A 21,863-nucleotide genomic window follows, 5' to 3' on the forward strand; every position below is an offset into this window, starting at 1 on the left:
CGGGGTCGCCTCCGGGTACGCGGCGCGTACCCGGCGGTGTTCGGGACCACGGAGACATGGCCCGGCTTGCCTGTGACCGTCACGTTCAGCACGACGCTGGTCGGCGGGCTTTGGACATCGGGCCATGGCCCGTGCCCCGAACCTCAGGCCAGCGATGGGCTCGGCCCGGGATAACGACGCGGTGCTGCGGCAGCGATGTTAAACGACCGAGTGGCGAGACGAAAGAAGACACAGCGGCCTTCCTTCGGCCTGCCCAAGGCCATCGTGCTGCTCGCGACGCCGGAAGGCTGGCGTCACAGCGTGCTCATTGCCGGAAGGCGGAATGCTCTGCGGGCGCCTCAACAGCGAGCTACTCGACCCCGAAGCAGCGTTGGCCGCCGCGGCCACGATGGTGAAGGAACTCGCCCGAGACTTCCACGGCACCAGCGTCGAGGTGACCTGGGACCCAGGACACGAACCCTGGAGCTGGACCGGACAGGTCATTCCCGCCCCCGAGGCCAGCCCGACGCACAGCGAAGGCTGATGCCAAGCTCATGCCGTCAAGGCGAGACGGTAGGCGATGGGCGCACGGCGCCCCGGCGGCCGGTCGCCGCCTCGGGCCGGTAGGCGACGCCGTACTCGCGGGCGAACCAGTTGGCCTCCGCCACCGAGCCGCTCAGCGCGCGCAGGTAGAAGGCGTAGCCGACCGAGTCGATCTGCCCGGCTGTGAGAGTCATGCGCCAGCGGTTGCCTGGCCGGTCGAAGCAGGCGGTGCGCACACGTTCGACGAGGCCTTCGGCCGGTGGTACGCGCAAGACTGGGCCAAGGCTCGCGTACACGCGCAGGGCGTCCATCTGCGCGGGACGCAGCTCGATCATCTGCTCTTGGGCTGCTGGCGGTGTGCTGTGCGGGGTGGGGTGGGGAGAGGCGTGCAGGTAGGTCAGGACGTCGTGGCCCTGGGCACTGAGGCGGGCAGCCCAGAGAACGGGGCGCCCCTCGTGGGCGGACAGTTCCGCGCGGTCCTCCCGGTCGGCCAGCTCAACCAGGCCCTGGGCGGCCGCGCTCTGCAGAGACTGCTGCAGACCGGGCGGCACATCGGTGGACAGCACCCAGCCATAGACGGACCCCGTCTCCTGCTCGCGCAGGGAGCCAAGGGCGTCCAACCGTGCCTGCCGGGCGTTCATGCCTACCCTCAACCTCGCCATGCTTGATGCCGGAGCAGACGCTAGAGCCTTGACGCGGTGCTGGCGAATGACCCTGCGCCGGCCTTGCACTCGTGATAGAAGACGCCACGCGGGTGGGCCCCCCGCCGACGAGGGGTGGCCCCACTGTGCTGACGCCTATGCCGGCCGGGCGTCAGCTATGTCGCTGGTGCGGTCAGTGGTGGTGCCCACCGCGGTGGTGGTGGCCCCAGGAGAGGTCGTCGATGAAGCGGCCGCGGTCGTTGCGCAGGGTGGCGGTGCCGCGGTCGTTGTTCCAGACGTAGTTGCGGCGGTCCTGGAACACATCGTGGCGGGCGTCGCGGCTTTCGCCGGTGTGGACGCGGACGGTGGAACGGCCGTCCAGGCGGACCGCGCCACCACTTGCACGGACGCCTGCCGCTCTGCGGACAGCTGCTGGTATGCAAGGAAGGCGAGTGCGTTCCCTACGAGCTGCGCGTCCTTCGGGTGCGCAATTTCCTTCGCGCTCGCGTGCGCGCGGAGCAGCGACGAAACGGATTGATGCCGGCGGTAAGGGAGGGAGGGACCATACCCGCGTGCACTGGGAGCAGCCGTGGTCGGACGGCAGCAGTCCCCAGGGCGTGGGACCATCCCCGCGTGGCCGGGGAGCAGAGCATCGCCGACCGACTTGGAACTGGCTCCTCGGGACCATCCTCGCGTCCGCGGGGAGCAGGACACCGCCCGCTGGGAAGAGAACGGCCCCGGGGGACCATCCCCGCGTGCGCGGGAGCAGGAGGGCGGCGCGCCCGACGTCGCCGCCCAGGCGGGACCATCCCCCCGCGTGCGCGGGGAGCAGAGAAGGATGGTGCCGCCCAGGCGGGACCATCCCCCCGCGTGCGCGGGGAGCAGAGAAGGATGGTTGTGTCCTACTGCCCCGTTCGGGAACCATCCCCGCGTGCGCGGGGAGCAGGTGACGAGCGCCGCCTCGTACACGGCGGGCCAGGGACCATCCCCGCGTGCGCGGGGAGCAGTGGAGCTGCTGCGCCTTGGTCTCGGTGGCGGCGGGACCATCCCCGCGTGCGCGGGGAGCAGTGCTGGGACGACGCTGTCGCGCCACCGGTGTTGGGACCATCCCCGCGTGCGCGGGGAGCAGATCCTGCGTGGCCTGCCCCGCGGGGAGGACGGGGGACCATCCCCGCGTGCGCGGGGAGCAGCAGGCTGGTCAGGCTTTCCACCATGTCCGGGTGGGACCATCCCCGCGTGCGCGGGGAGCAGGAGAACAGCATTTCGCAGGCGAGCGTGACACCGGGACCATCCCCGCGTGCGCGGGGAGCAGTTCGGTGCGCTCATGCGGCAAATGCACCTGTGGGGACCATCCCCGCGTGCGCGGGGAGCAGCTGGTTGGCCAGCCGGTTGCGGTCGGCGCGCAGGGACCATCCCCGCGTGCGCGGGGAGCAGGGCGGGGCCGGGGTCGGGTACGCGCGAGCAGGGGGACCATCCCCGCGTGCGCGGGGAGCAGTCCTCGCGCAGCGGCACGGGAAAAGGGTCCCAGGGACCATCCCCGCGTGCGAGGGGAGCAGGCTGACGGCTCATCCCACCCGATCGCTACCAGGGGACCATCCCCGCGTGCGCGGGGAGCAGGCCATCGACCTCACCCGGCCCACGCCCCCACCGGGACCATCCCCGCGTGCGCGGGGAGCAGTCCGCGGTGCCAAGGCGGGAGCCGATGAGTTTGGGACCATCCCCGCGTGCGCGGGGAGCAGTGCCGTCGTAGCACTCCAGGCAGCTGCCGATGGGGACCATCCCCGCGTGCGCGGGGAGCAGTCCTCTCGGTAGGGGTGGCGGAACGCTGAGCGGGGACCATCCCCGCGTGCGCGGGGAGCAGTCCTGACCAAGCTTCTGCCGGGAGGCTGACGTGGGACCATCCCCGCGTGCGCGGGGAGCAGACCGTCTTGTAGGCCTGCTCGATCGCGGCGAGGGGACCATCCCCGCGTGCGCGGGAAGCAGTTCGTCACCCCGGCCTTCCAGGTCCCGAGCATGGGACCATCCCCGCGTGCGCGGGGAGCAGTCGATGCCCGGTACGTGCGGGAGCGGAGCCTTGGGACCATCCCCGCGTGCGCGGGGAGCAGGTCATCGTCCCCATGCCCCCTGAGCCCCTCGCGGGACCATCCCCGCGTGCGCGGGGAGCAGTCCAGGACCCGGCCGCCCTTCTCCGCGTTGCAGGGACCATCCCCGCGTGCGCGGGGAGCAGTTCTTCTTCGCCGCCTCCGCGCGGAGCTGTTCGGGACCATCCCCGCGTGCGCGGGGAGCAGCAGCTCCTTGACGCGCTCGTCGAGCTGGCGCAGGGACCATCCCCGCGTGCGCGGGGAGCAGTCAACGGTCACCCGGTGCTCCGTGAACTGGGCGGGACCATCCCCGCGTGCGCGGGGAGCAGCCGAACGTGGACTTGGGGTCTTTGAGGGCAACGGGACCATCCCCGCGTGCGCGGGGAGCAGAGATCGGGCTCACCCGTCTGCTGGTCCGGGACGGGACCATCCCCGCGTGCGCGGGGAGCAGCCCGTATCGTCCCGCCCGCGGCCGCGGCCTTGGGGACCATCCCCGCGTGCGCGGGGAGCAGTGCTGCACGCCCGGCGGAAGGCCGTTGTAGACGGGACCATCCCCGCGTGCGCGGGGAGCAGCTGGCGATGTCGTGCCGCCAGGCGTTCGGCTTGGGACCATCCCCGCGTGCGCGGGGAGCAGGGATCGTGCGGTTCCAGAACGCCCGTGCGCAGGGGACCATCCCCGCGTGCGCGGGGAGCAGGTCTCCCGCAGCTCCACGGCCTCGATGTGGCTGGGACCATCCCCGCGTGCGCGGGGAGCAGCCCAGCTTGGGGCCGAGCTTGCCCCAGTCGACGGGACCATCCCCGCGTGCGCGGGGAGCAGGCAGCGCTGATTTCCTCCGTTGTGGGAACCGCGGGACCATCCCCGCGTGCGCGGGGAGCAGGGCGAATGAACCTGCCCCCCAAGCTGGCTGGCGGGACCATCCCCGCGTGCGCGGGGAGCAGGATTCGACGGTGTCGTCGAGGTTGCGCAGATGGGGACCATCCCCGCGTGCGCGGGGAGCAGTCTTGGGCGTCGGCGGCGATGGAGACGATGCCGGGACCATCCCCGCGTGCGCGGGGAGCAGCGCAGCTAGGCGGGCGGGCCACTCGCCGCCCAGGGACCATCCCCGCGTGCGCGGGGAGCAGTTCGAGTGAAATCGAACGGACTGGAAACAGTTGGGACCATCCCCGCGTGCGCGGGGAGCAGTCGTCGGTCAGCCGTAGCAGTCCGATGCGTTGGGGACCATCCCCGCGTGCGCGGGGAGCAGTGCACCCCGACGGCGACGGCCGACTCGTCACCGGGACCATCCCCGCGTGCGCGGGGAGCAGTCGACGATCCCGTGCCACAGCATCTTGCCGAAGGGACCATCCCCGCGTGCGCGGGGAGCAGTGAGCGCGAGCCGGCGTCGTGTCGGCGTCAACGGGACCATCCCCGCGTGCGCGGGGAGCAGTCGACTGGATTCAGAACATCGTCGGCTCCCGCGGGACCATCCCCGCGTGCGCGGGGAGCAGCGGCGCCTCCCTGTCGTCGACGGCTTGCGGAAGGGACCATCCCCGCGTGCGCGGGGAGCAGCGGACGGCGTGGGAGGCGGCTCACGCTGCCAGGGGACCATCCCCGCGTGCGCGGGGAGCAGAACCGCAGATAGGACTCCACCGACCAGAACTTGGGACCATCCCCGCGTGCGCGGGGAGCAGCGGGGACGACAGCAGCCCCGAGGAACGGACCAGGGACCATCCCCGCGTGCGCGGGGAGCAGCTGCGAGGGCTCCGGGCCTTCACACTCGTCTCGGGACCATCCCCGCGTGCGCGGGGAGCAGGCCGTCGGCCGCGTCGAACAGGGGCGTCAGTTGGGACCATCCCCGGGTGCGCGGGGAGCAGGCCGCGCCCCGCCGCGCGAGGGAGTCCAGCTTGGGACCATCCCCGCGTGCGCGGGGAGCAGTGCACCCCGTGCAAACAAGTCGACGGCCGCGAGGGACCATCCCCGCGTGCGCGGGGAGCAGTGCGTGCCGCCGAGCGAGTACACCCACCGGAAGGGACCATCCCCGCGTGCGCGGGGAGCAGCCGCCCGCGTTCCAGTGAGCGATGCCGAAGATGGGACCATCCCCGCGTGCGCGGGGAGCAGAAGGCGACGCCGAAGGGGTTGTCATCCGACGTGGGACCATCCCCGCGTGCGCGGGGAGCAGTACCGTCTCACCTCGCTCGGCGGAGTCGAGGAGGGACCATCCCCGCGTGCGCGGGGAGCAGAACGGCACGAGGATCTGCGGCGCCTGCTGCTTGGGACCATCCCCGCGTGCGCGGGGAGCAGGCCACGGCCGAGTTGGAACGCGACGCGGCCGAGGGACCATCCCCGCGTGCGCGGGGAGCAGCAGCACCCAGCCGTACGCCTCGTTCCAGACGAGGGACCATCCCCGCGTGCGCGGGGAGCAGACTGTTCGTCACGCGCAGAACATCCTGTCTGAGGGACCATCCCCGCGTGCGCGGGGAGCAGTCGTCCCAGCGAAGGAAGGTCCCCGCCGACCGGGGACCATCCCCGCGTGCGCGGGGAGCAGACTCGGTGACCTGCGGTTTTGCTGCGGATGTTGGCCGCTTAGATGCAGTTTCACCGATTCCGACATACAGCACATAGAGGCGAGAGGGACTTACTTGGTTCTACCGTACCGTCGTTGTTTGGAAGCCTTGCTCCAGCCTTTCCGGGGTGTGTTTGCGGCATCAGTAGGCGCCTTGACGTTCGGGCGACGGATCAGGGTCAGGCCCTCATGATCGACCGGGTGCCAGGCATGGTCGTGGGTGCGGAAGGTGAAGCCTTGCTCGTTGTTCGTTGTGTGGGCCAGGAGAGCGCGGCCTTGGTGGGCGTATTGCTGGACTTCGTCCCAGAGCAGGTCGCGGATGCGGGCAGACGGGTTGCCGATGAAGACGCCGGCTGAAATCTCGAGGAGCCAGCGGGTAAGGAAGCCCCTTAGGCCGGGCGGGCAGTTAGTGAGGACGATGACGGTCACCAGGAGAGCTCCACGTCGCAGTAGGCGCCATGATCGTCAGTTTCGTCGCCGTAGTTGTGGCCTGAGGCGACGGTGTGGTCCCTGTCGCTGTGGAGGGTGACGACGTCTTGGTCTTCGTTCGCTGCTCCTGCCGAGGCTGTCTCGGGCAGCAGGAGGTGTTTGATGTCGTTGACGCAGCGCTCGAGCAGGGATGTGGCGTTGATGCGGTCCCTCAGGGCGCGGCGGGTGCGCGGGCCGACGTCTTCCTCGTCCTCAGCGGCGATGTCGAAGGCGAGGGGGATGCCGATTTCTGTCTTGTAGAGGTCGGCAATGTCGAGGACGAAGGACAGTTCGTGGCCGGAGTGGATGAAGCCGAGTGCTGGGCTGCATCCGAGGGAGGCGACGACGGCGTGGGCGATGCCGTACATGCACTGGGCGGCTGCGGTAATGGCTTGGTTGACGGGGTCGCCGCTGGAGAAGTCGCCAGGGGTGTAGCGCCGGCCGTGCCACGGAACGCCTGTGCGGGCGGACTGGGCTCGGTAGCAATCCTTGACGCGGGTGCCCTCGCGTCCGAGGAGTTCGTGGCGGGTGAGGCGGGCGGGGTCCTCGTCGGGGAAGCGCAGCCGGTACATGGCGCGGGCGACGGAGAGTCGGCTGCGGGTGTTGGCCCACTGCAGGGCTTGGGCTTCGGCGAGCGCGGAGGAGCGGGACAGAGCGCGGCCGCCGGCGTAGTAGCGCACGCCTTGTTCTCCTACCCAGCAGACGGCGGCGCCGGTTTCGCCGAGGACGCTCATCGCCTGATGGGTGATGCGGGTGCCGGGGCCGAGGAGGAGGGTGCCGATGGTTGCCGATGGGATGTGGGTGGTCCCGTTGGCGTCCTCGGCGGTGATGGCGTTGGCGTCCCGGTGCACGGTGCAGCGTTCGAGGTAGATGAAGGACAGCCGGTCGCTGGTGCGGGCGAGGTGGCGCGGAGTGAGCGTCGCGCGTCGATTGACGGTGGTCACCGGGCTCAGCCTGTTGTGCGCAGTGGTGCCAGGGTGAGCAGGCCGCAGCCGTAGGCTTTGGCCTTGCCGATCCCTTGAGTGAGGGCGCGTCGCAGCAGTTGCGGGTCGGTGACTTGGAGGCGGCCGTCGAAGGTGACGGTGACCAGGGTGACGGGTGATCGTCGGCCGGTGCCGTGGGACTTGTCGAAGGCGAGGGGGCGCTTGTCCTGAACGGTCACCTCGTACCGGTCGCCGTGGTGGGGCTGCTTGGTGTGGGTGGTGCCGCTGGGGAGGAGACGATTGGCGTCGGCTTTCTCCAGAATGCGGAAGCCGCAGGTGTCCTGGCGTTGAAGGAGCCAGCCGATCTGGTGTGCGGGGGTGATGTGCGCGGTGCGTTTGGTGGGTTCGTCGTCCTTGCGGCGGATCTGATGGACGGGGTTGGCGGTGAGACGGAACGCCCACTCGTCGCCGCTGTCGAGGCGGTCCAGGAAGGGACTGTAGGGGCGGGTCTGCCAGCCCGGCTCGCTGGGCTGCGCGACGGCCGGCCAGCCCGCTTGTTCGACGAGGTGGGTGAGGTCGGGTCGTTCGGGGCTGACGATGTACAGCATGACTTCGGCGCGGGCGGCCTGGTCCAGGCGCCACAGGACGCGTGGACCGCCTGAGGGGGGTGCTTCGGTGGGCAGCAGTGCGGGGAAGGACGACATGATGGCCGCGTGCATGGTCTGAGGGGAGGACAGCAGGCGGCGGGCACCGGAGCGCGCTGTGTTCACGCGGAAGCGGGTGAGGTACATCATGCGCTCTCTTCGTCCAGGGCGTCGAACGGGTCGTGGCGGGGCAGGTGCCGGGCGTCCGGGTTGGGGATGCGCACGCTGCAGGTGACCTGGGTGCGCAGGGCGTGGCGCCGGTGTTGGGCGGCGAAGCTGAGGGGCTGGTCGCGCAGGGTGTCCGCGGTGTGCTGCTCGTCCGGGTCGGCGTCGCGCAGCACGGTCAGTTCGATGTGCTCCTGGCCGCGGTGGTGGCTGCGGTACCAGGGTGAGGCCTGCCAGGGCTCGGTGCGCAGTGCGTCCAGGAGGTCGTCGTGGTCGTGGAGGCCCAGTTCGACCGGCAGGGAGGGCGGGCAGGAGCGGCGGCCGAGGAACGGCGGATACGCCGGGGCGCGCATGGCGGCGTTCAGTGTGGTGAGCAGGGTGGCATCGCCTTGGAGGGCGGCGACGAAAACGGCGTCGGCGAGGTAGAAGCGTTCGGACAGCGGCATGGATTTACCGGTGACAGCGTGGTGGGCGGTGTGGAAGTCACGTACGCGGGTGCCGGGCTGGTCGATGCGGACGGCGAACCGCAGCGCGGCCAGCGGTGCCAGTGCGTCGTCGTCGCCGCGTTCGATGCCGGCGGCGGCGGCGAACATGCCGATGACGCCGCTCTTGGTGGGGGCGGATTCGGTGGTGCGGCGGGCGAAGCGAGCCGAGGCCCCCCAGGACTGCAGGGGGCCCGCGAGCCGGAGGGTCAGCACGCTCATGCGGGCTTCTCCAGGCGTTCGGCGACGGCCTGGCCGACAGCGGCGACGAGTTCGCCGATGGTGGCCGACTCGGTGCCGATCCCTGCCAGCTTGTTCGTGTTGGGGCCGACTCGCAGCACCCAGGTGAGCGTGGAGTCGTCGTCGCCGTAGGCGCGTTCGATGTCGGGGATGTACTCGGCCAGGCGCTCGCAGGCCTCGCGGACGAATCCGCCGCTGGCGCCGCGCACCGGGTCCTCGAAGGCTGCAACGAAGCTGACCGGCCGGGTGGTGCGCAGCTTGACGATCACCGCGTCGGGCAGTGTGTGGTGCCCGAACGTGTTGATCTTGCCGGTGGGAAGAGAAGCGACGAACCCGTGGACGAAGGCCTCCACGGCCCGGCGGACCGGCTCCGTGCGCGACTCGTCCTCGCGCAGTCCCTCGCCTAGGTTGGCGGCGAGCTGGTGGACGCCGAGCGCGGCGTAGCGGTACAGGGTGGCGGAGTTGAAATCGACGGTGCCGATCATGCCGGCGCCCGTCTCGGCGTCGGAGTTCTCGTCGTCGACGGCGGTGTAGTAGTCGGACTCGTTCTCGACCCGGTGCACGCTGAGGGCGTGGGCGACCTGGACGGCGGCGTCGACGTTGATGTCGGCGTCGTCGGCGACCATGCGACCGAACAGGGCAATGTCGACCGAGTGATGGGTGTCGGCGATCTGCTTCGCCCGGTTTTTGTTGTCCTTGTTCTTGAAGAACGCGGCGATGTCGGCAGCGCCTTCGACGGCGAGGCGGGCCAGGCCGTCGAGCTGGCGGGTGCTGAGGAACACCAGGTACTTCGACTCGGGTGCCGGCTCCGGCTCTCCGTCCTTGACGGCAGCCGCCTTGCGCTGGGGAACCTCCGTCTTTAAGCCGGTGGCCTTCACCGTCTCGTCCGCGATCCGCAAAGCGGCCTCACCCTTGAGGGAGGAGTCGAACTCGGCGATCCGGGCTGCGATCACCTCCACGATCTTCTTGGTCCGCACACCGAGCTCACTGGGCTCGAGCAGGTGCTCATCCTTGAAGTAGGTACGCGTGGCGCGCTTCCAGGCCTGACTGGAGACACGGGCGCGCGGCACTCCCCCGTAGACCGCGCTCTTCGGCGCTCCGGTGTCGTCGCGGTTGATGTTGCTCGGCGGGACGGTCTGCAGGGCGTGCACGTCGAGGAAGATGCGATTCACGAGGCGTCCTTGTCGGTGTCCGTGGTGCTGGTGCTGTCAGAGCCGGCGGAAGTGGGCTTGGCGTGGCAGGCGTGGAAGGAGCGGCCCCATTCCCGACGGACGGTGTCCGAACAGCCGGGCCACTGCCAGGTGTAGAGCTGTCCGGCGAGCAGGGCGTGATCGAGCGGGATGTCCTCGCGGCGCAGCAGGACGACGATGTCGCGCAGCCGCTGGGCGAGGACGGTCAGATCGGGCGCGGTACCGGCGCGGACCAGGCGCTTGTGCACGGCCTCGTCGATCTCACCGGGCTTCATCATCCGGCGCACTGCGCTGCCCAGGCCTCTGCGGCGGTCCGGCCTGTCTGCCTGGTACATGGCCGTGCGGCGGGACTGCTGGTGCAGGGCGTAGAGGGTGAGAGCGGTGTGCAGGGCGTCCTCGGCCCTGGTCAGTTCCCTCTCGGTCAAAGACCTCGCGCCGTCCGGCGTGTCGTGCAGGGGGCCGGTGTCGATCAGGGGCCACAGGTCCGGCAGCTGCCCGGCGGGACGGCCGGCGCCGCGCCGCAGCCGGGCGAGGGCCGCGACCGCGTGGGACTGGTCCGTGAGGTAGCCGCGCTGCAGGGCGGTGATGTGGGCGGCGGCGAGAGTGCTGACCCGTGTGCGCGGGGTGACATGTGTGGTGACGGTGGTCATGCGGGTGCCTTCACGGTGGTTTCGGGCGCCGGGCCTGCGTCCGCGTCCGGCGTTGTGTCGAAGGAGTCGGGACGCCCCAGTCCCTTGTGCAGGGCAGCGCGGAACCACTTGCCGGCGAGTGCCGAGTTGAGCCACTCCGTGCCGTGCTTGACCGCGACGATGCGCCCCTGCCACGCCGCGTCCCCGGCCGCGGCCGTCAGCCGGTCACCGAGCTCGCTGACCATGGCGTACACCTGCTGCTGCCATTCACCACGGCGTGCATACGGGTCGTCGGTCTCGGCGAGACGGGCCAGCCAGGTGCGGTACGGGGCCTCGAGAAGACCGTAGGCGAGATCGCGTGCACTCGAGCGGGGCCCATCGCTCTCCGTGCCGGCCGCGCGGGCCAGGTTGGTGGCGAGGTCACCGAGTGCGTTGACCGCGAGATCGGCGTCGCCGACGGCTGCGACGGCCTGCTCGGCGTAGCGCCGGTCTTGCTGGTGCAGCAGGACAACGGCCATGGCCACGTGGTCGTCGACGACCTCGTCGATCACGGACTGCTGCGTGCCATAGCGTGCACCGATGATCCGCGCCCGCACGAGGAAACCGGCCTCCAGCTCCCCCTCCGTGACCAGGCGGGCCACCCACTCCAAGATGCCCGGCCGTAGGTAGTCGGCCGGCTCCGGCCCCGACGAGGCCTGCTCCTCGTTGATGACAAGCGCGCCGATCCCCCGCCAGGCCGACCGCTCCGGCGCGTGCTCACGCGGCAGGTAGACCGGCGTCTGCTTCAGCTTCTTCTCCTGCGTCCGGCTGCGCCGCCAGGCGGTCATCGGCTCCCGGTGCTGCCGGCCACGAGGGGACAGCGGGTCGCCGTAGCCCAGAACGACGCCGTGCACGCCGTCAGCGTCGAAGTGCAGCCGCAGGCGCCGCGTCTGCCACGTGTACAGGTCGCGTACACCGGTCGGGGCGCGCTCCGCGCCGCCCGGGCCGCTGGGCTGGCGGCGCCACGCCGGCGCATCCTCTGCATCGACCTGCACGCCGGAGGTGTCGGCGGCCACCAGGTTCAGCAGCAGCGTCTCGCGCAGCGTGGCGCCCTCGACGAAGACGCCACCGAGGTTCCCGGCCCATCCGACACCCAGCGGATAGACCTTGCCGCCCTTGACGCGCGCGTCGCCGTGCACACCTGTCTTGATGCCGGACGTGTCGTAGGCGTGCGCGTGCACGACCCAGCGGGCTGCCTCGGCGAAGGTGAGCCGCTCGACGGTGGGCATGCGCGCGGTGAAGAACGGCTCCCCATTGGGAACGTCGGCCACGACCCGGTTCAGGGAGAACACCTCGCCCTTCGCGGTCCGCAAATGAGGCGTCTGGAAGAACGGTGCAGCCCCATCCAGCAGATCGAACCGGCTGCGGTGCGCCTCGAGATACGCCTCGATGGGCCCGAAGCAGTTCTCCCCGGCCCACAAATCCGCCCACTCATCGATGTCCTGCGGCCCATCGAGCGCATCATGCGCGATCGCGAGGAGCAGACGAAGCAGAGCGAATTCCTGGGTGGGCAGGTCGCCGATAATGCGCCGCAGGTCGGCCGCCTGCGCGAACACCTCCCGCAGCGATAACTCGTCCTGAGTACCGTCCCGTCTGAGTACGGGGATCCACGACTGAGTGGTGAGGTCGAACGACATCACACCGGTGCCGTCGTTCGGGTCGACTTCAGGCACGGGTCACCTCCAGGCCGTCATGAGGGCTGTACTGGAGCTGGAAGCCTGCCAGATGGGTCTGACAATGCTCGTCGAGCGGAAGAATCAGCTGGCCGGCGAGCCAGTGACTGTCTTTCACCTGCCAGGCAGGGATGTAGAGCTCCTCGAGCTCGTCGATCGCCTGGTCCATGACGTCGGCGTAGCTGAACTGAATCGGCAACCGCAGTCCGCAGCTCGCCGCCGTACGGGCCGCGAAAGCGGTCGGCACCTGGTCTGTGGGCAGTGACAGCCCTGCACGCGGGCGGCCTTCACGATCCGGCTCCAGCCACGGCACCGTGACCAGGGAGCCGTCGGCGCGCCGCTGCACGACCACGACCTCCAGGCTTTCGCGGCTGTCACGGACCTGGGCGCGCCCCTGGCGGGTGTCGTCCGCGTCACCGACACCTGCTGCGACCCAGCCGAACAACGGCCGGCCGGGACGGGCGGCGGCATCCAGCCGGAACGTCGCGGCCCGCTCGGCCTGGTCCATGCGATGCTCGTCGTGGCGCACGCGGGCAACTTCGAGCGCCTCCTTCCAGCCGGACGTGCCGTCGAACTCATCGGCGTAGGCCCGCTGTACCAGGGGACTGATGTCCGCGGGCAGCCGTACAGGACGTTCCCGGCCACCGTCGAGGTGCGGCTGCAGGACGGCAGCGGAACGCAGCAACGCATACGCCCCGTACACGGCGAGCGAGCCGCGCACCGGCGCGGGAACGGCCGCGCTGTAGTCGACACCGGTGACCAGGCAGCGTGCCCTACGCAACCGCTCAGGCCGGTCGCTCTGCTCCACACCCCCGCGCAGGTGCCGGTGCAGACGTCCCATGCGCTGAAGCAGGAGGTCAATCGGTGCGAGGTCGGTGACCAGCAGGTCGAAGTCGACATCCAGGGACTGCTCGGCGACCTGGCTGGCGACAACGATGTGCGCCGACGACGGCCGATCGCTCTTACCCGGCGGCCCAAAACGTGCCAGAAGACCGGCGTCCTTGTCGGCACGGTCAAGATCAATGAAACACGAGTGGGCGACGGTGACGTTCGCATCCCCGAACCTCTCGCGCAGCGCAGCCGCTGTCTCAAGGACACGGCGCACCGTATTGCGGACGACCAGAACGCAACCGCCCCCGGCCAGGTCTCTCTCCAGCCGGTCGGCGAGGACCTCCACGTCGTCCTCTAGCCGCTCCACTTCGACGTCCGTGCCGCGGAACGAGGCCGCCGGACACCGCATGACCGGCGCGCCACCGGGCGTGACCGCTGTCAACAGCGGATAATCACCGGCTTGGGCGACAGCCTCGAACGAAGCCGCAACCTCACCAGTGGTCTTACCCGCATACCCCTCCACCAGCTCTCGCCGCCGGCCGGCCGGCAGCGTCGCGGACAAGACCACCACCGGCATCCGATACGCGCCCAGCCACGACAGCACCCGATCGAGATAGACGCTCATGTACGTGTCGTAAGCATGCGCCTCATCGATGACGACGACCTTCCCGGCGATCGCCAGGTGACGCAGCGCCAGGTGCCGGCTCTTCAGCCCGGCGAACAGCAACTGATCGACCGTGCCGGCAACAAACGAGGACAGCATGGCCTTCTTCCGCCCCCGCAGCCACGCGTGGGCGACGAGTTCGGCAGCGGCAAAACGGTCACGGCTCGACGGCCGCCACTCCTGCTCCCCCGGCCCGTCCACATCGACCGCGGCAATCCGCCGGCCCCGGCCCATCAGATCGGCGAAGTCCTCGTTGAGGGCCGCCTTGGAGTGGGCCAGCAGAACCGAGTAACGAGTCCCCTCCGGAGCAGGCAGACGGTCGAGCCACGCCAGCAGACGGGGGAACATCGCGTTACCGGTGGCCATCGTCGGCAACGCGAAGAACACACCACCCGCCCCGAACCGAGCGGCAAGAACCTCCACAGCGGCGAGCGCGGCCTCCGTCTTCCCCTCCCCCATGGGTGCCTCGATCACCATCAGCCCTGGCTCGTCCATCCCGCGTGCTAGTTCCACAGCCGCCTCCTGCACCGGCCGGACCTTCGCCTCCGGCGGAAGGTCGAACCGGGATGCGAACAGCTCCTGGACATCCCCGACCGGCTCCTCAGCACGCCACGGTCCCGGCAGGTCGAGCCCACGCCAGGCGGCCGCGATGCGCTCGGCGCCCGTACGGGGGACGTCCTCAGGAAAGTAGGGAAAGAGGTCGGGATTGCTGGCAATCCAGTCGGAGACGATGACCAGCGCAGACAGCAGCACCTGCACTGGCTGCGGCAGTTTCACCACCCGCCAGGCCATCAAGCGCTCCCGCACGCCGAACTCGTCCGCGCACGCGTCGAGAAGTTCCTCCTGCACCCGCTTCCACAGCGTCCAACTCGACCCCCGCGTGCGCAGCAGTTCAGGGTGGCGGTCAAGTGCCTGGATCTGGCCGTGCTCGGGCGGCATCCCGTGATGCCCGCCCACCGCCACCGTGAACTGCCCCATCTGCTTGACCGTCCAGCCGTGCCGCTCTTCCAGCCACTCCCCCAGCAGCACCTGTCCCGCAAGCCCGTGCGGTCCAAGCCGCCGGTCCGCACCCATCGCCTGCCGCGAACGCATCTCCAGCCCATGACCTCGCATGACCTGCGCCAACTGCTCCACCTGACAGGCGAATGCAGGCGTCGCCTTCCCTATGTCATGCGCACCAGCCAGCCACACCACCAGCCGGCGCGCATCGCCCTCCCCAGCGGGCAGCGCACCAGCGATCAGCCTCCGCACCGACAACGGCAGCCACTCATCCCACAACCGCCCGGCCACGGCGGCACTGTCCTCCATATGCCGCCACAGCGGCAGCCACCGGTCGGAATCACGCTCGTGCTTGGCCCACACGCTCAACGCCGGCCTGCCCAGCCGGGCATGAAGCCCCACCGGGGCGCCCCCCTCGCCTGTCATGCCAGATACATACAGGGTGTAAGCGAAGCGTGACACCGATATGAAGAAACGGGCAGGATCTACAGTTGGCGCAAGCTAGACAGCGGACGTCACGCGGGCAGCCCTAAGTTGGGTCTCCGGCTGGGCCGCGGCACAGCAGGAACTGCAGGGTGGGTGATGCGAAATTTTGTCGGACTCTCGAGAAGTCATGGAAAACACGGCACTGGCCCTGCAAACCCGCAGGTCACATAGTCTGCTCCCCGCGCACGCGGGGATGGCCCCGACTTCGTCTCCGTACCGGCTGTACCGTCTTCCTGCTCCCCGCGCACGCGGGGATGGCCCCCCACTGGTGCCAGCGGAACAGGATCTCCGGGTCTGCTCCCCGCGCACGCGGGGATGGCCCCCGGTGGTGGGGGTGTGCGTGTCGGGTGTGGGCCTGCTCCCCGCGCACGCGGGGATGGCCCCTACCGCCGTTGCCGGAGGGGGTTTTGCCGCTGCTGCTCCCCGCGCACGCGGGGATGGCCCCGACGCCCAGGCGGAACGCACCGAGTGCGCTGGGCTGCTCCCCGCGCAGGCGGGGATGGCCCCTCCCCGGCCGGCTGCCCGCCGGCGACGACGGCCTGCTCCCCGCGCACGCAGGGATGGCCCCACCGTCGAGATCGACACCCCCGACCGCGGGCGCTGCTCCCCACCCACGCGGGGATGGCCCCCCCGCGGGCGCTCGGGACGACGGACACATACCCCTGCTCCCCGCGCACGCGGGGATGGCCCCAGGTGGCCGAACGCGCCGCGCACCGTCTGGATCTGCTCCCCGCGCACGCGGGGTTGGTCCCGCGCCGCGTAACGGCGGCCGTTCCGAGGCGCCCTGCTTCCCGCGCAGGCGGGGATGCTCCCAACATCCGAGCCCAGGGGCTGGAAGAAGCCCCCTGCTCCCCGCACACGCGGGATCGTCCCAAGTACGTGGGGGACAACCTGAACGAGACCGCCTGCTCCCCGCGCACGCGGGGATGGTCCCTCTGTTGTTTCTTTCCAAGGCGACCGGATTTCTGCTCCCCGGTATGCGGGATGGTCTCACCGTGTTGGGGTCGTTGGGATTGGCCAGCTGCTGCGTCCCGCGCTCGCGGGTCTGGCCCCAGGAAGGGCGTGGTCCGCCCGTTGGTGCAGTCGGCTCCCCGCGCCCGCGGGGGATGGTCCTGCGGCCCGCATCTGGGTGACGATGTGAGGATGCCGGACACCTGCTCCTCGCGCCCGCGGGGATGGTCCCATGACGTCGATGTCGACCTACGGCCAGGCCACCTGCTCCCCGCGCACTCGGGGAGCCAAGGTCGACTGCGGCGTCGGACACCCACGCGTCATCGAGGGCCTGGTCGTCGCCGGCCGCCCATGCGGCGACAATCCGGTCCCAGCGACGAACGTTGAGGGGGCGGAAGCTCAGCTCACGGCGAGACCTGCGACTGGTTGAGCGGGTGGAACTCCACCCGGGTTCCGCGCCCGGCGCGGTTGAGGCGGGCGAGCAGGTAGCGGGCGACGTTCTCACGGGGCACCACGCGATACGCCTGCTCGATGCGTTCAAGGTTCTTCTTCGACGGCGCGCGGGTGCCGGCCAGCCAGGCGCGGATGGTGCGGGGTGTGGCGGTGAGGCCGGCTGCGCGGGCGGTGGCGAGGGCGCGGTCGCTGCGGGTGAGGTAGTGCAGGCGGGCCGTCACCGTTGTCCGCGACACCACCGTCCCGCGCAGCGAGGCCGCCCGCCAAGGGCGCGGCTTCATCGGGGAACTGCCCGGCTTCCGCAGCGGCGGCGCCCTCGCCTCAGCCGTCCTAACCGCAGCAGCACCCACCCGGATGGCCGTCTACGACCGTCGCGTCCAACACGCCCTCGACACCCTCGGCCTCACCCTTACCCCCGCGCCGGGACGCTACGGCCGCTACGTCCAACTCCTCGACGACCTCCTGCACCACAGCGGAACACGCGCCGACGGCTGGACCGCACGCGACGTCGACACCGCCCTGTACTGGGCCGGAGCCACCCCCGACCATCCAACAAGCCCTGACCAGCACATGGCCGCGTTGACGTGACGAATCCCCCGCCTCCTGTTGCCAGAGGCGGGGGATTCGCCGTAGGTGAGGTCAGGTCTGGCACTGCGACGTCGCGGCGCTGCTCCAGTTTGACCAGGCGCCTCCGGTCGGCCGGACGTGGACGCGGATGGTGATTTTTGCGTTGACCGGGCCGCAGATGCGGGTTGCGGAGCCGATCTCGAAGGGGCCGATCGTGGAACGGCGCTGAACGAGCGTGCGCCCGTTGCCGAGTTTCGTCCAGCTGCTGGAGCCCTGGACGTTCATGAACGCCTCGTAGTCGACGTAGGAGGCGTGGGCGCGGGAGTTGGTGATGACGGCGTGCGCCTTGATGTCGCGCCACCAGATCTTGTTGTCCTTGAACCGCTCGGCGCTGATGCAGCCTTGTGCGCCGATGTTCTGGGTGGAGACGGCGCCGCCGCAGGCGATGGCGGCGGCGTTGGCGTCGGCGGGTACGGCGAGGGTGGTCAGCAGGGCGGCTCCTGCCGCTGCGGCGAGGCGTTTCCTGTGCATCGTGCGGTCCTCTCGGTCGGGTGTGCGCGGGCTGCGGGGCGGGCGGGTCGTCAGCGGGCGAGCTCTACGGTGACCGGCGTGTTGGGGCACTGGTTGAGGGTTTCTGACAGGGCGGCTTGTTCGCTTTCGTCGATGCTCAGGCCCCAGCGCATCTTGTCGGCGATCCAGTCGGTGACGTACTGGCAGCGGTAGCCTGCGGCCGGTGGCAGCCAGGTGGTGGGGTCCTGATCTGCCTTGGACCGGTTCGAGGCGGCCGACACCGCGATCAGCGCCCGGTCGTCGCCCAGATCGTTCGCGTAAGCCTCGCGCTCCGCGGGCGACCAGGCGGAGGCGCCGGAGTCCCAGGCCTCGGCGAGCGGCACGAGGTGATCGATGTCCAGGCCCCGCGGGCCGTCGATGTAGCGGTCGTCGTACGGGGAGTACCACTGGCCTCCGGTCAGGGTGCAGCGCGGGCCCTGCTCGGGTGCGATGACGGCCTCGGCCTTGAGGACCTCGGCGCGGGTGTTGCAGCCGTCCTTGTCGGCGTCGACCCAGTGCTTGAAGGCGTCGCGCTGGTAGCCGGTGCGGTCCTCCGCGGCGATGGGCAGATGGGCCAGGCCGTCCCGCACCGGGGCGGTGAGCGTCTGCCCCGGATCGCGCACGGCGGCGCCGGCCGGAGCGGCGTGGGCAGTGGCGGGCAGCAGCAGGGCGGTGAGGGCGGCGGCGATGGCGGCGGTACGGGGGAGGCGCACGACAGGGGGTCCTCTCGAAGATCACCGACTGGTCGTGATCTTCGTAGCGGTCCCGGAAGGCGGCACGCCCGGGAAGCAGCGGTGACTCCACTCGATGGAGGGGAAAGTCGGATGGTCGCCCCGGCGCAGCGGCGTGTGTCGGCGAGCGAAGAAAATCGAACACATGATTGAATTCAGCCATGCGACCGATTCCCGACGACCTCGCCCGGGCGGTTGACGAGTGGCACGCCACCTACCGCCAACTCGCCGCGCACCCACGCACCGCGCTGCGCAGACGACTCGTCCAGCTGTCGGGCGAGGTGCTCTTCCACCCCCACTGGCACGGCCGGCGCACCCCGGCCGCCTCCACGCTCTACGCAGCCGCTCCCCACGCCCGCAGCCTCTCAGCGATCTCCTGATCCGGCGCGGAGCAAGCGCATGAGCGGCGCGGTTTCGGAGGTGTGCCGGCTCGGCCCTGGCGCCCGGAGGACGGCCCAGAGCCGGTCGTGTGGACCTGGACTCCGAGGGATCCGCCCGCCTTCTGGGCGATGCCAGCGGGCCGGTGGCGGCGGGCTGAGGTACAAGCCCGGCAGGACTGGTCAGACGGTCGCGTCATCTACCAGGTCCTGGTGGATGCGGAGGGATCCGGCTCGAAGGGCACCCGCGCGTATCAGTGGCCACAAGACGGCCTGCGCATCGCGCACCGCAGCACACTGGGCCCCTACCGCGATGCGCAGCAGGGCGGTGGGCTACCCCGTCCGCCCGGCAGGCGGGCGCTGCCCACTGCCCAGCCGGTGTCCCCGGGCGGTGAGAACGGCTCCGACGTAGCGTCGTGAGCATGGACGGTGCGCCCAGACGAACCGATCCCACGACGGACCGGGCCACCGCGGCGCTGCTCCTCGGGTTCCGACCGAGCCAAGTGGGGCACTGCGCACGCTGCTGCGTTAACTGCACCCTGCTCCTATATACAGCTTCCCAGAGCCGCGCGTTGAGTACCGATTGCAATCTACAACCACTCTCGATTAGCCGACATCCCGTGACTCCCCGTTGAGGTGCCCGCCAGCAAGGATGTCCCGTACGGAATCAAGCTCTCGAGCGAGCTGATACACGGCGGTAGTCCAGTCCTGGCTTTTCATAAGAGCATCGGTCCACGCGCGCGTCAGAATTGCCTCGTCAAATACTTCAAGACCGCCAACGATTTCATTCACCGCTTGACTGATGGCGGTGACGGAATGAGCGGGAAGCCATCTAAGCCCTGACCCAAGCAGGCGAGGATGGACCTCAATGAGCAGAATGCGCCAAAGGGCTGCTACTTCATCGGCCCATCGGACAGTCGCCCTAAGATCCCCAAAAACGCCACGCAAATCATTATTTAGTTGCAACCACGCATCTTCTTCATCCTGCTTATGGGTGGCTCTCTGGGCGGCCACAGCAGCCCCTTCGAGGTGAGGCAATGGGTCCAAGCGGTCCTGTGGATTCCACAGGACCCGCAGGACGACTTCGTGAAATTCCTGCGCAATGCGAGCGGCAAAGACATGCGCTTGGCGCCTCTCGCTAATGCGCGCCTGATCTTCTGCCAGTCGACTGATTACGACAAGAGCGAAGGGCACACCGAAAAGGAGGCCAGTCAAGCCGGAAATAAGGTTTGTCGTGTAGACCCGACTGGGCCACCATTCTTCAATGTCACCAGAGATGCCCAACGCGATGAACGCGAGACCTAGGGGCGGCAAGACTTTGCATACCACCCGAACACTTGACGGGATCTCCCGCCAGCTCGCGCGAAGTCGCCCTGTCATTCGCCTCCTTCATTCACTCATACACCAGCACATTTTGGCTCAGCCAATACCGAGCCCAAGGGAGCGACTCGGTCAGCCTGCTCCTGCCGACCTAAACGGCAAGAGCCTGCACCGAGGCAGAGGAGTGGAGCAGGGCTTGGATACCAGCCACCGGGAGTGCAGAGAAGCCAGGGACTTACGGTCCGCTACGGCCGCACGCCCTGGTCGTGTGCCCAGCCTGCATCAGACCCCGCCGCCGAGCGGGCCGGCGGCTAGGCCCTGTCGTTTGGATCAGGCTGGCCAAGAGGCGCGGCACCTCTTGGCCGACCCGAGCGGGGTCTGGTGCGTGCAGCTGCAAGGCGGAGGAGGGCGCCAACGCGGAGCGTTGGCAACCGACGACAACGCGGCAGATGCGCGTGCCAGACCCCGCGACGCCGGCATGATCCAAACGACAGGGCCTAGATGTATTGATCACGAGCGTTGTTGACAGCCACGGGGCTTGATCATGGCGAAGACCTCCGGTGTGGTGGAGCTGTCTAGGACTGCACCGCACGGAGGTCTTCGTGTCCCACCGTAATGCCCGGCTGACCGTTCACGGCAGGCGGCTGCTCATCGAGCGTGTCCGCTCGGGCCGTCCCGTCGCCCATGTCGCTGCCGAGATGGGCATCTCCCGGGCCACCGCTACAAGTGGCTGCGCCGCTGGCGAGCAGAGGGCGAGGCCGGACTGCACGACCGTTCCAGCCGACCCGCAGGACGCCGCACCGCACGGCAGCAGCGGTGGAGGACCGCATCTGCCGGCTGCGGCAGGAGCGCAAGCTGGGCCCGGCCCGCATCGGGCCGATCCTGGGCCTGCCCGCCTCCACCGTGCACCGGGTCCTGGCCCGCCACGGCCTGAACCGCCTGGCCTTCCTGGACCGGCCCACCGGCCAGGTCATCCGCCGCTACGAACGCAGCCGGCCCGGCGAACTCGTGCATGTGGACGTCAAGAAACTCGGCCGCATCCCCGACGGCGGAGGCTGGCGCGTCCACGGCCGTGCCGCCTGCCCCGACCGCCGCCGCACCACCGGCTACGACTACATCCACTCCGCAGTCGACGACCACACCCGCCTCGCCTACAGCGAAGTCCACCCAGATGAGAAGGCCGCGACCTGCGCAGCCTTCCTGACCCGGGCCGCCGCCTTCTTTGCCACCTGCGGCGTCGACCGGATCGAGCGCGTCCTGACGGACAACGCCTGGCCCTACCGCAAGAGCTTCGCCTGGCGGCAGGCGCTTGCCGACCTCGGCGCGGTCGGCAAGCTCACCCGCATCTACCGGCCGCAGACCAACGGCAAGGTCGAACGCTTCAACCGCACCCTGCTCGATGAGTGGGCCTACCAGCGGCCCTACGCCAGCAACGACGAACGCACCGCCGCCCTGGCAGACTTCCTGCACACCTACAACCACCACCGCTGCCACACCGCACTCGGCGGTCACCCACCGATCAGCCGCGTCAACAACGCTTCAGGTCAATACAGCTAGAGCGTGTCTCTTTGGTCGGTAAGTCAGTTGATCGGATGTGTCCGTCCGATTAGTGATCACTGATGCGATGTGGGACCGGATCGAGCCGCTGATGCCGGCCGATCCAGTCCGTGGACGACGGTGGGCCGACCATCGCCG

Annotated in this window: 15 protein-coding genes, 4 pseudogenes and 2 CRISPR repeat arrays; of the genes and pseudogenes, 5 read left to right on the forward strand and 14 right to left on the reverse strand. The window is 69.8% G+C overall.

What is annotated here, in order from left to right:
- The first annotated feature begins 322 nt into the window (after window positions 1-322).
- The gene (locus tag ACZ67Q_RS38400; RefSeq protein ID WP_471191965.1) at window positions 323-523 is read left to right on the forward strand and encodes a hypothetical protein; all 201 of its coding nucleotides are present in this window, start codon (window positions 323-325) and stop codon (window positions 521-523) included.
- Window positions 524-539: 16 nt separating this feature from the next.
- Here the strand turns inward: ACZ67Q_RS38400 and ACZ67Q_RS38405 are convergent, their stop codons facing one another.
- From ACZ67Q_RS38405 to ACZ67Q_RS38455, 11 genes and pseudogenes are all read right to left on the reverse strand, one after another.
- Window positions 540-1,175, reverse strand: a complete 636-nt coding sequence (locus ACZ67Q_RS38405) for a DUF6417 family protein (protein ID WP_471191971.1) — start codon at window positions 1,173-1,175, stop codon at window positions 540-542.
- 181 nt (window positions 1,176-1,356) lie between these two features.
- Window positions 1,357-1,548 (reverse strand): annotated as a pseudogene (locus tag ACZ67Q_RS38410) (lamin tail domain-containing protein); the annotation flags it as partial.
- Window positions 1,549-2,080: 532 nt separating this feature from the next.
- Window positions 2,081-5,769: a CRISPR direct-repeat array (repeat unit 29 nt; unit sequence GGGACCATCCCCGCGTGCGCGGGGAGCAG).
- 90 nt (window positions 5,770-5,859) lie between these two features.
- The gene (gene cas2e / locus ACZ67Q_RS38415) at window positions 5,860-6,216 is read right to left on the reverse strand and encodes a type I-E CRISPR-associated endoribonuclease Cas2e (RefSeq protein WP_471191975.1); all 357 of its coding nucleotides are present in this window, start codon (window positions 6,214-6,216) and stop codon (window positions 5,860-5,862) included.
- Window positions 6,213-7,199 (reverse strand): type I-E CRISPR-associated endonuclease Cas1e, encoded by a 987-nt coding sequence (gene cas1e, locus ACZ67Q_RS38420; RefSeq protein WP_471191977.1) that lies wholly within the window; start codon window positions 7,197-7,199, stop codon window positions 6,213-6,215. The genes cas2e and cas1e overlap by 4 nt, the downstream gene beginning before the upstream one ends.
- A gap of 5 nt (window positions 7,200-7,204) precedes the next feature.
- Entirely contained in the window at window positions 7,205-7,969 is a 765-nt protein-coding gene (gene cas6e, locus ACZ67Q_RS38425; RefSeq protein WP_471192008.1) for a type I-E CRISPR-associated protein Cas6/Cse3/CasE, read from the reverse strand.
- Window positions 7,969-8,691 (reverse strand): type I-E CRISPR-associated protein Cas5/CasD, encoded by a 723-nt coding sequence (cas5e, locus tag ACZ67Q_RS38430; RefSeq protein ID WP_471191980.1) that lies wholly within the window; start codon window positions 8,689-8,691, stop codon window positions 7,969-7,971. The genes cas6e and cas5e overlap by 1 nt, the downstream gene beginning before the upstream one ends.
- On the reverse strand, window positions 8,688-9,881 hold the full coding sequence (cas7e, locus tag ACZ67Q_RS38435; protein WP_471191982.1) for a type I-E CRISPR-associated protein Cas7/Cse4/CasC: 1,194 nt from the start codon (window positions 9,879-9,881) through the stop codon (window positions 8,688-8,690). Before cas7e ends, cas5e begins: the two co-directional genes overlap by 4 nt.
- Window positions 9,878-10,549 (reverse strand): type I-E CRISPR-associated protein Cse2/CasB, encoded by a 672-nt coding sequence (casB, locus tag ACZ67Q_RS38440; RefSeq protein ID WP_471191984.1) that lies wholly within the window; start codon window positions 10,547-10,549, stop codon window positions 9,878-9,880. The genes cas7e and casB overlap by 4 nt, the downstream gene beginning before the upstream one ends.
- The gene (gene casA / locus ACZ67Q_RS38445) at window positions 10,546-12,204 is read right to left on the reverse strand and encodes a type I-E CRISPR-associated protein Cse1/CasA (RefSeq protein WP_471192011.1); all 1,659 of its coding nucleotides are present in this window, start codon (window positions 12,202-12,204) and stop codon (window positions 10,546-10,548) included. Before casA ends, casB begins: the two co-directional genes overlap by 4 nt.
- A 28-nt stretch (window positions 12,205-12,232) precedes the next feature.
- A complete protein-coding gene (gene cas3 / locus ACZ67Q_RS38450) occupies window positions 12,233-15,160 on the reverse strand; it encodes a CRISPR-associated helicase Cas3' (RefSeq protein ID WP_471191987.1) in 2,928 nt (975 codons plus the stop codon).
- A gap of 232 nt (window positions 15,161-15,392) precedes the next feature.
- A CRISPR array of direct repeats spans window positions 15,393-16,033; the repeat unit is 29 nt; unit sequence CTGCTCCCCGCGCACGCGGGGATGGCCCC.
- Window positions 16,034-16,454: 421 nt separating this feature from the next.
- Window positions 16,455-16,905: pseudogene (locus tag ACZ67Q_RS38455) on the reverse strand (transcriptional regulator); the annotation flags it as partial.
- A 73-nt stretch (window positions 16,906-16,978) separates the two neighbouring features.
- Here ACZ67Q_RS38455 and ACZ67Q_RS38460 point away from each other — a divergent pair.
- The gene (locus ACZ67Q_RS38460) at window positions 16,979-17,212 is read left to right on the forward strand and encodes a hypothetical protein (protein ID WP_471191990.1); all 234 of its coding nucleotides are present in this window, start codon (window positions 16,979-16,981) and stop codon (window positions 17,210-17,212) included.
- Between the two features lie 51 nt (window positions 17,213-17,263).
- Here ACZ67Q_RS38460 and ACZ67Q_RS38465 read toward each other — a convergent pair whose 3' ends face one another.
- A complete protein-coding gene (locus ACZ67Q_RS38465; RefSeq protein WP_471191992.1) occupies window positions 17,264-17,722 on the reverse strand; it encodes a hypothetical protein in 459 nt (152 codons plus the stop codon).
- Window positions 17,723-17,772: 50 nt separating this feature from the next.
- Window positions 17,773-18,453, reverse strand: a complete 681-nt coding sequence (locus ACZ67Q_RS38470) for an HNH endonuclease family protein (RefSeq protein WP_471191996.1) — start codon at window positions 18,451-18,453, stop codon at window positions 17,773-17,775.
- Window positions 18,454-18,632: 179 nt separating this feature from the next.
- On the opposite strand from ACZ67Q_RS38470, the gene ACZ67Q_RS38475 reads away from it, so the two are divergent.
- Window positions 18,633-18,851, forward strand: a complete 219-nt coding sequence (locus ACZ67Q_RS38475) for a hypothetical protein (protein ID WP_471191999.1) — start codon at window positions 18,633-18,635, stop codon at window positions 18,849-18,851.
- A gap of 603 nt (window positions 18,852-19,454) precedes the next feature.
- Here ACZ67Q_RS38475 and ACZ67Q_RS38480 read toward each other — a convergent pair.
- Complete coding sequence (locus ACZ67Q_RS38480) at window positions 19,455-20,228, reverse strand: hypothetical protein (protein ID WP_471192002.1); 774 nt, start codon at window positions 20,226-20,228, stop codon at window positions 19,455-19,457.
- A 542-nt stretch (window positions 20,229-20,770) separates the two neighbouring features.
- Between ACZ67Q_RS38480 and ACZ67Q_RS38485 the strand changes: the two are divergent.
- Window positions 20,771-21,725, forward strand: a pseudogene (locus ACZ67Q_RS38485) (IS481 family transposase).
- A gap of 37 nt (window positions 21,726-21,762) precedes the next feature.
- Window positions 21,763-21,863 (forward strand): annotated as a pseudogene (locus tag ACZ67Q_RS38490) (IS5/IS1182 family transposase); the annotation flags it as partial.

Source organism: Streptomyces sp. NPDC036813, assembly GCF_055609245.1.

Excerpts from the sequence above, each read along its gene's own strand:
- ACZ67Q_RS38465 (WP_471191992.1), bottom strand. The coding sequence starts at position 17,722 with ATGCACAGGAAACGCCTCGCCGCAGCGGCAGGAGCCGCCCTGCTGACC.
- cas3 (WP_471191987.1), bottom strand. The coding sequence starts at position 15,160 with ATGACAGGCGAGGGGGGCGCCCCGGTGGGGCTTCATGCCCGGCTGGGC.
- ACZ67Q_RS38460 (WP_471191990.1), top strand. The coding sequence starts at position 16,979 with ATGGCCGTCTACGACCGTCGCGTCCAACACGCCCTCGACACCCTCGGC.
- cas6e (WP_471192008.1), bottom strand. The coding sequence starts at position 7,969 with ATGTACCTCACCCGCTTCCGCGTGAACACAGCGCGCTCCGGTGCCCGC.
- ACZ67Q_RS38475 (WP_471191999.1), top strand. The coding sequence starts at position 18,633 with ATGCGACCGATTCCCGACGACCTCGCCCGGGCGGTTGACGAGTGGCAC.
- ACZ67Q_RS38400 (WP_471191965.1), top strand. The coding sequence starts at position 323 with ATGCTCTGCGGGCGCCTCAACAGCGAGCTACTCGACCCCGAAGCAGCG.
- casB (WP_471191984.1), bottom strand. The coding sequence starts at position 10,549 with ATGACCACCGTCACCACACATGTCACCCCGCGCACACGGGTCAGCACT.
- ACZ67Q_RS38480 (WP_471192002.1), bottom strand. The coding sequence starts at position 20,228 with ATGACAGGGCGACTTCGCGCGAGCTGGCGGGAGATCCCGTCAAGTGTT.
- cas5e (WP_471191980.1), bottom strand. The coding sequence starts at position 8,691 with ATGAGCGTGCTGACCCTCCGGCTCGCGGGCCCCCTGCAGTCCTGGGGG.
- casA (WP_471192011.1), bottom strand. The coding sequence starts at position 12,204 with ATGTCGTTCGACCTCACCACTCAGTCGTGGATCCCCGTACTCAGACGG.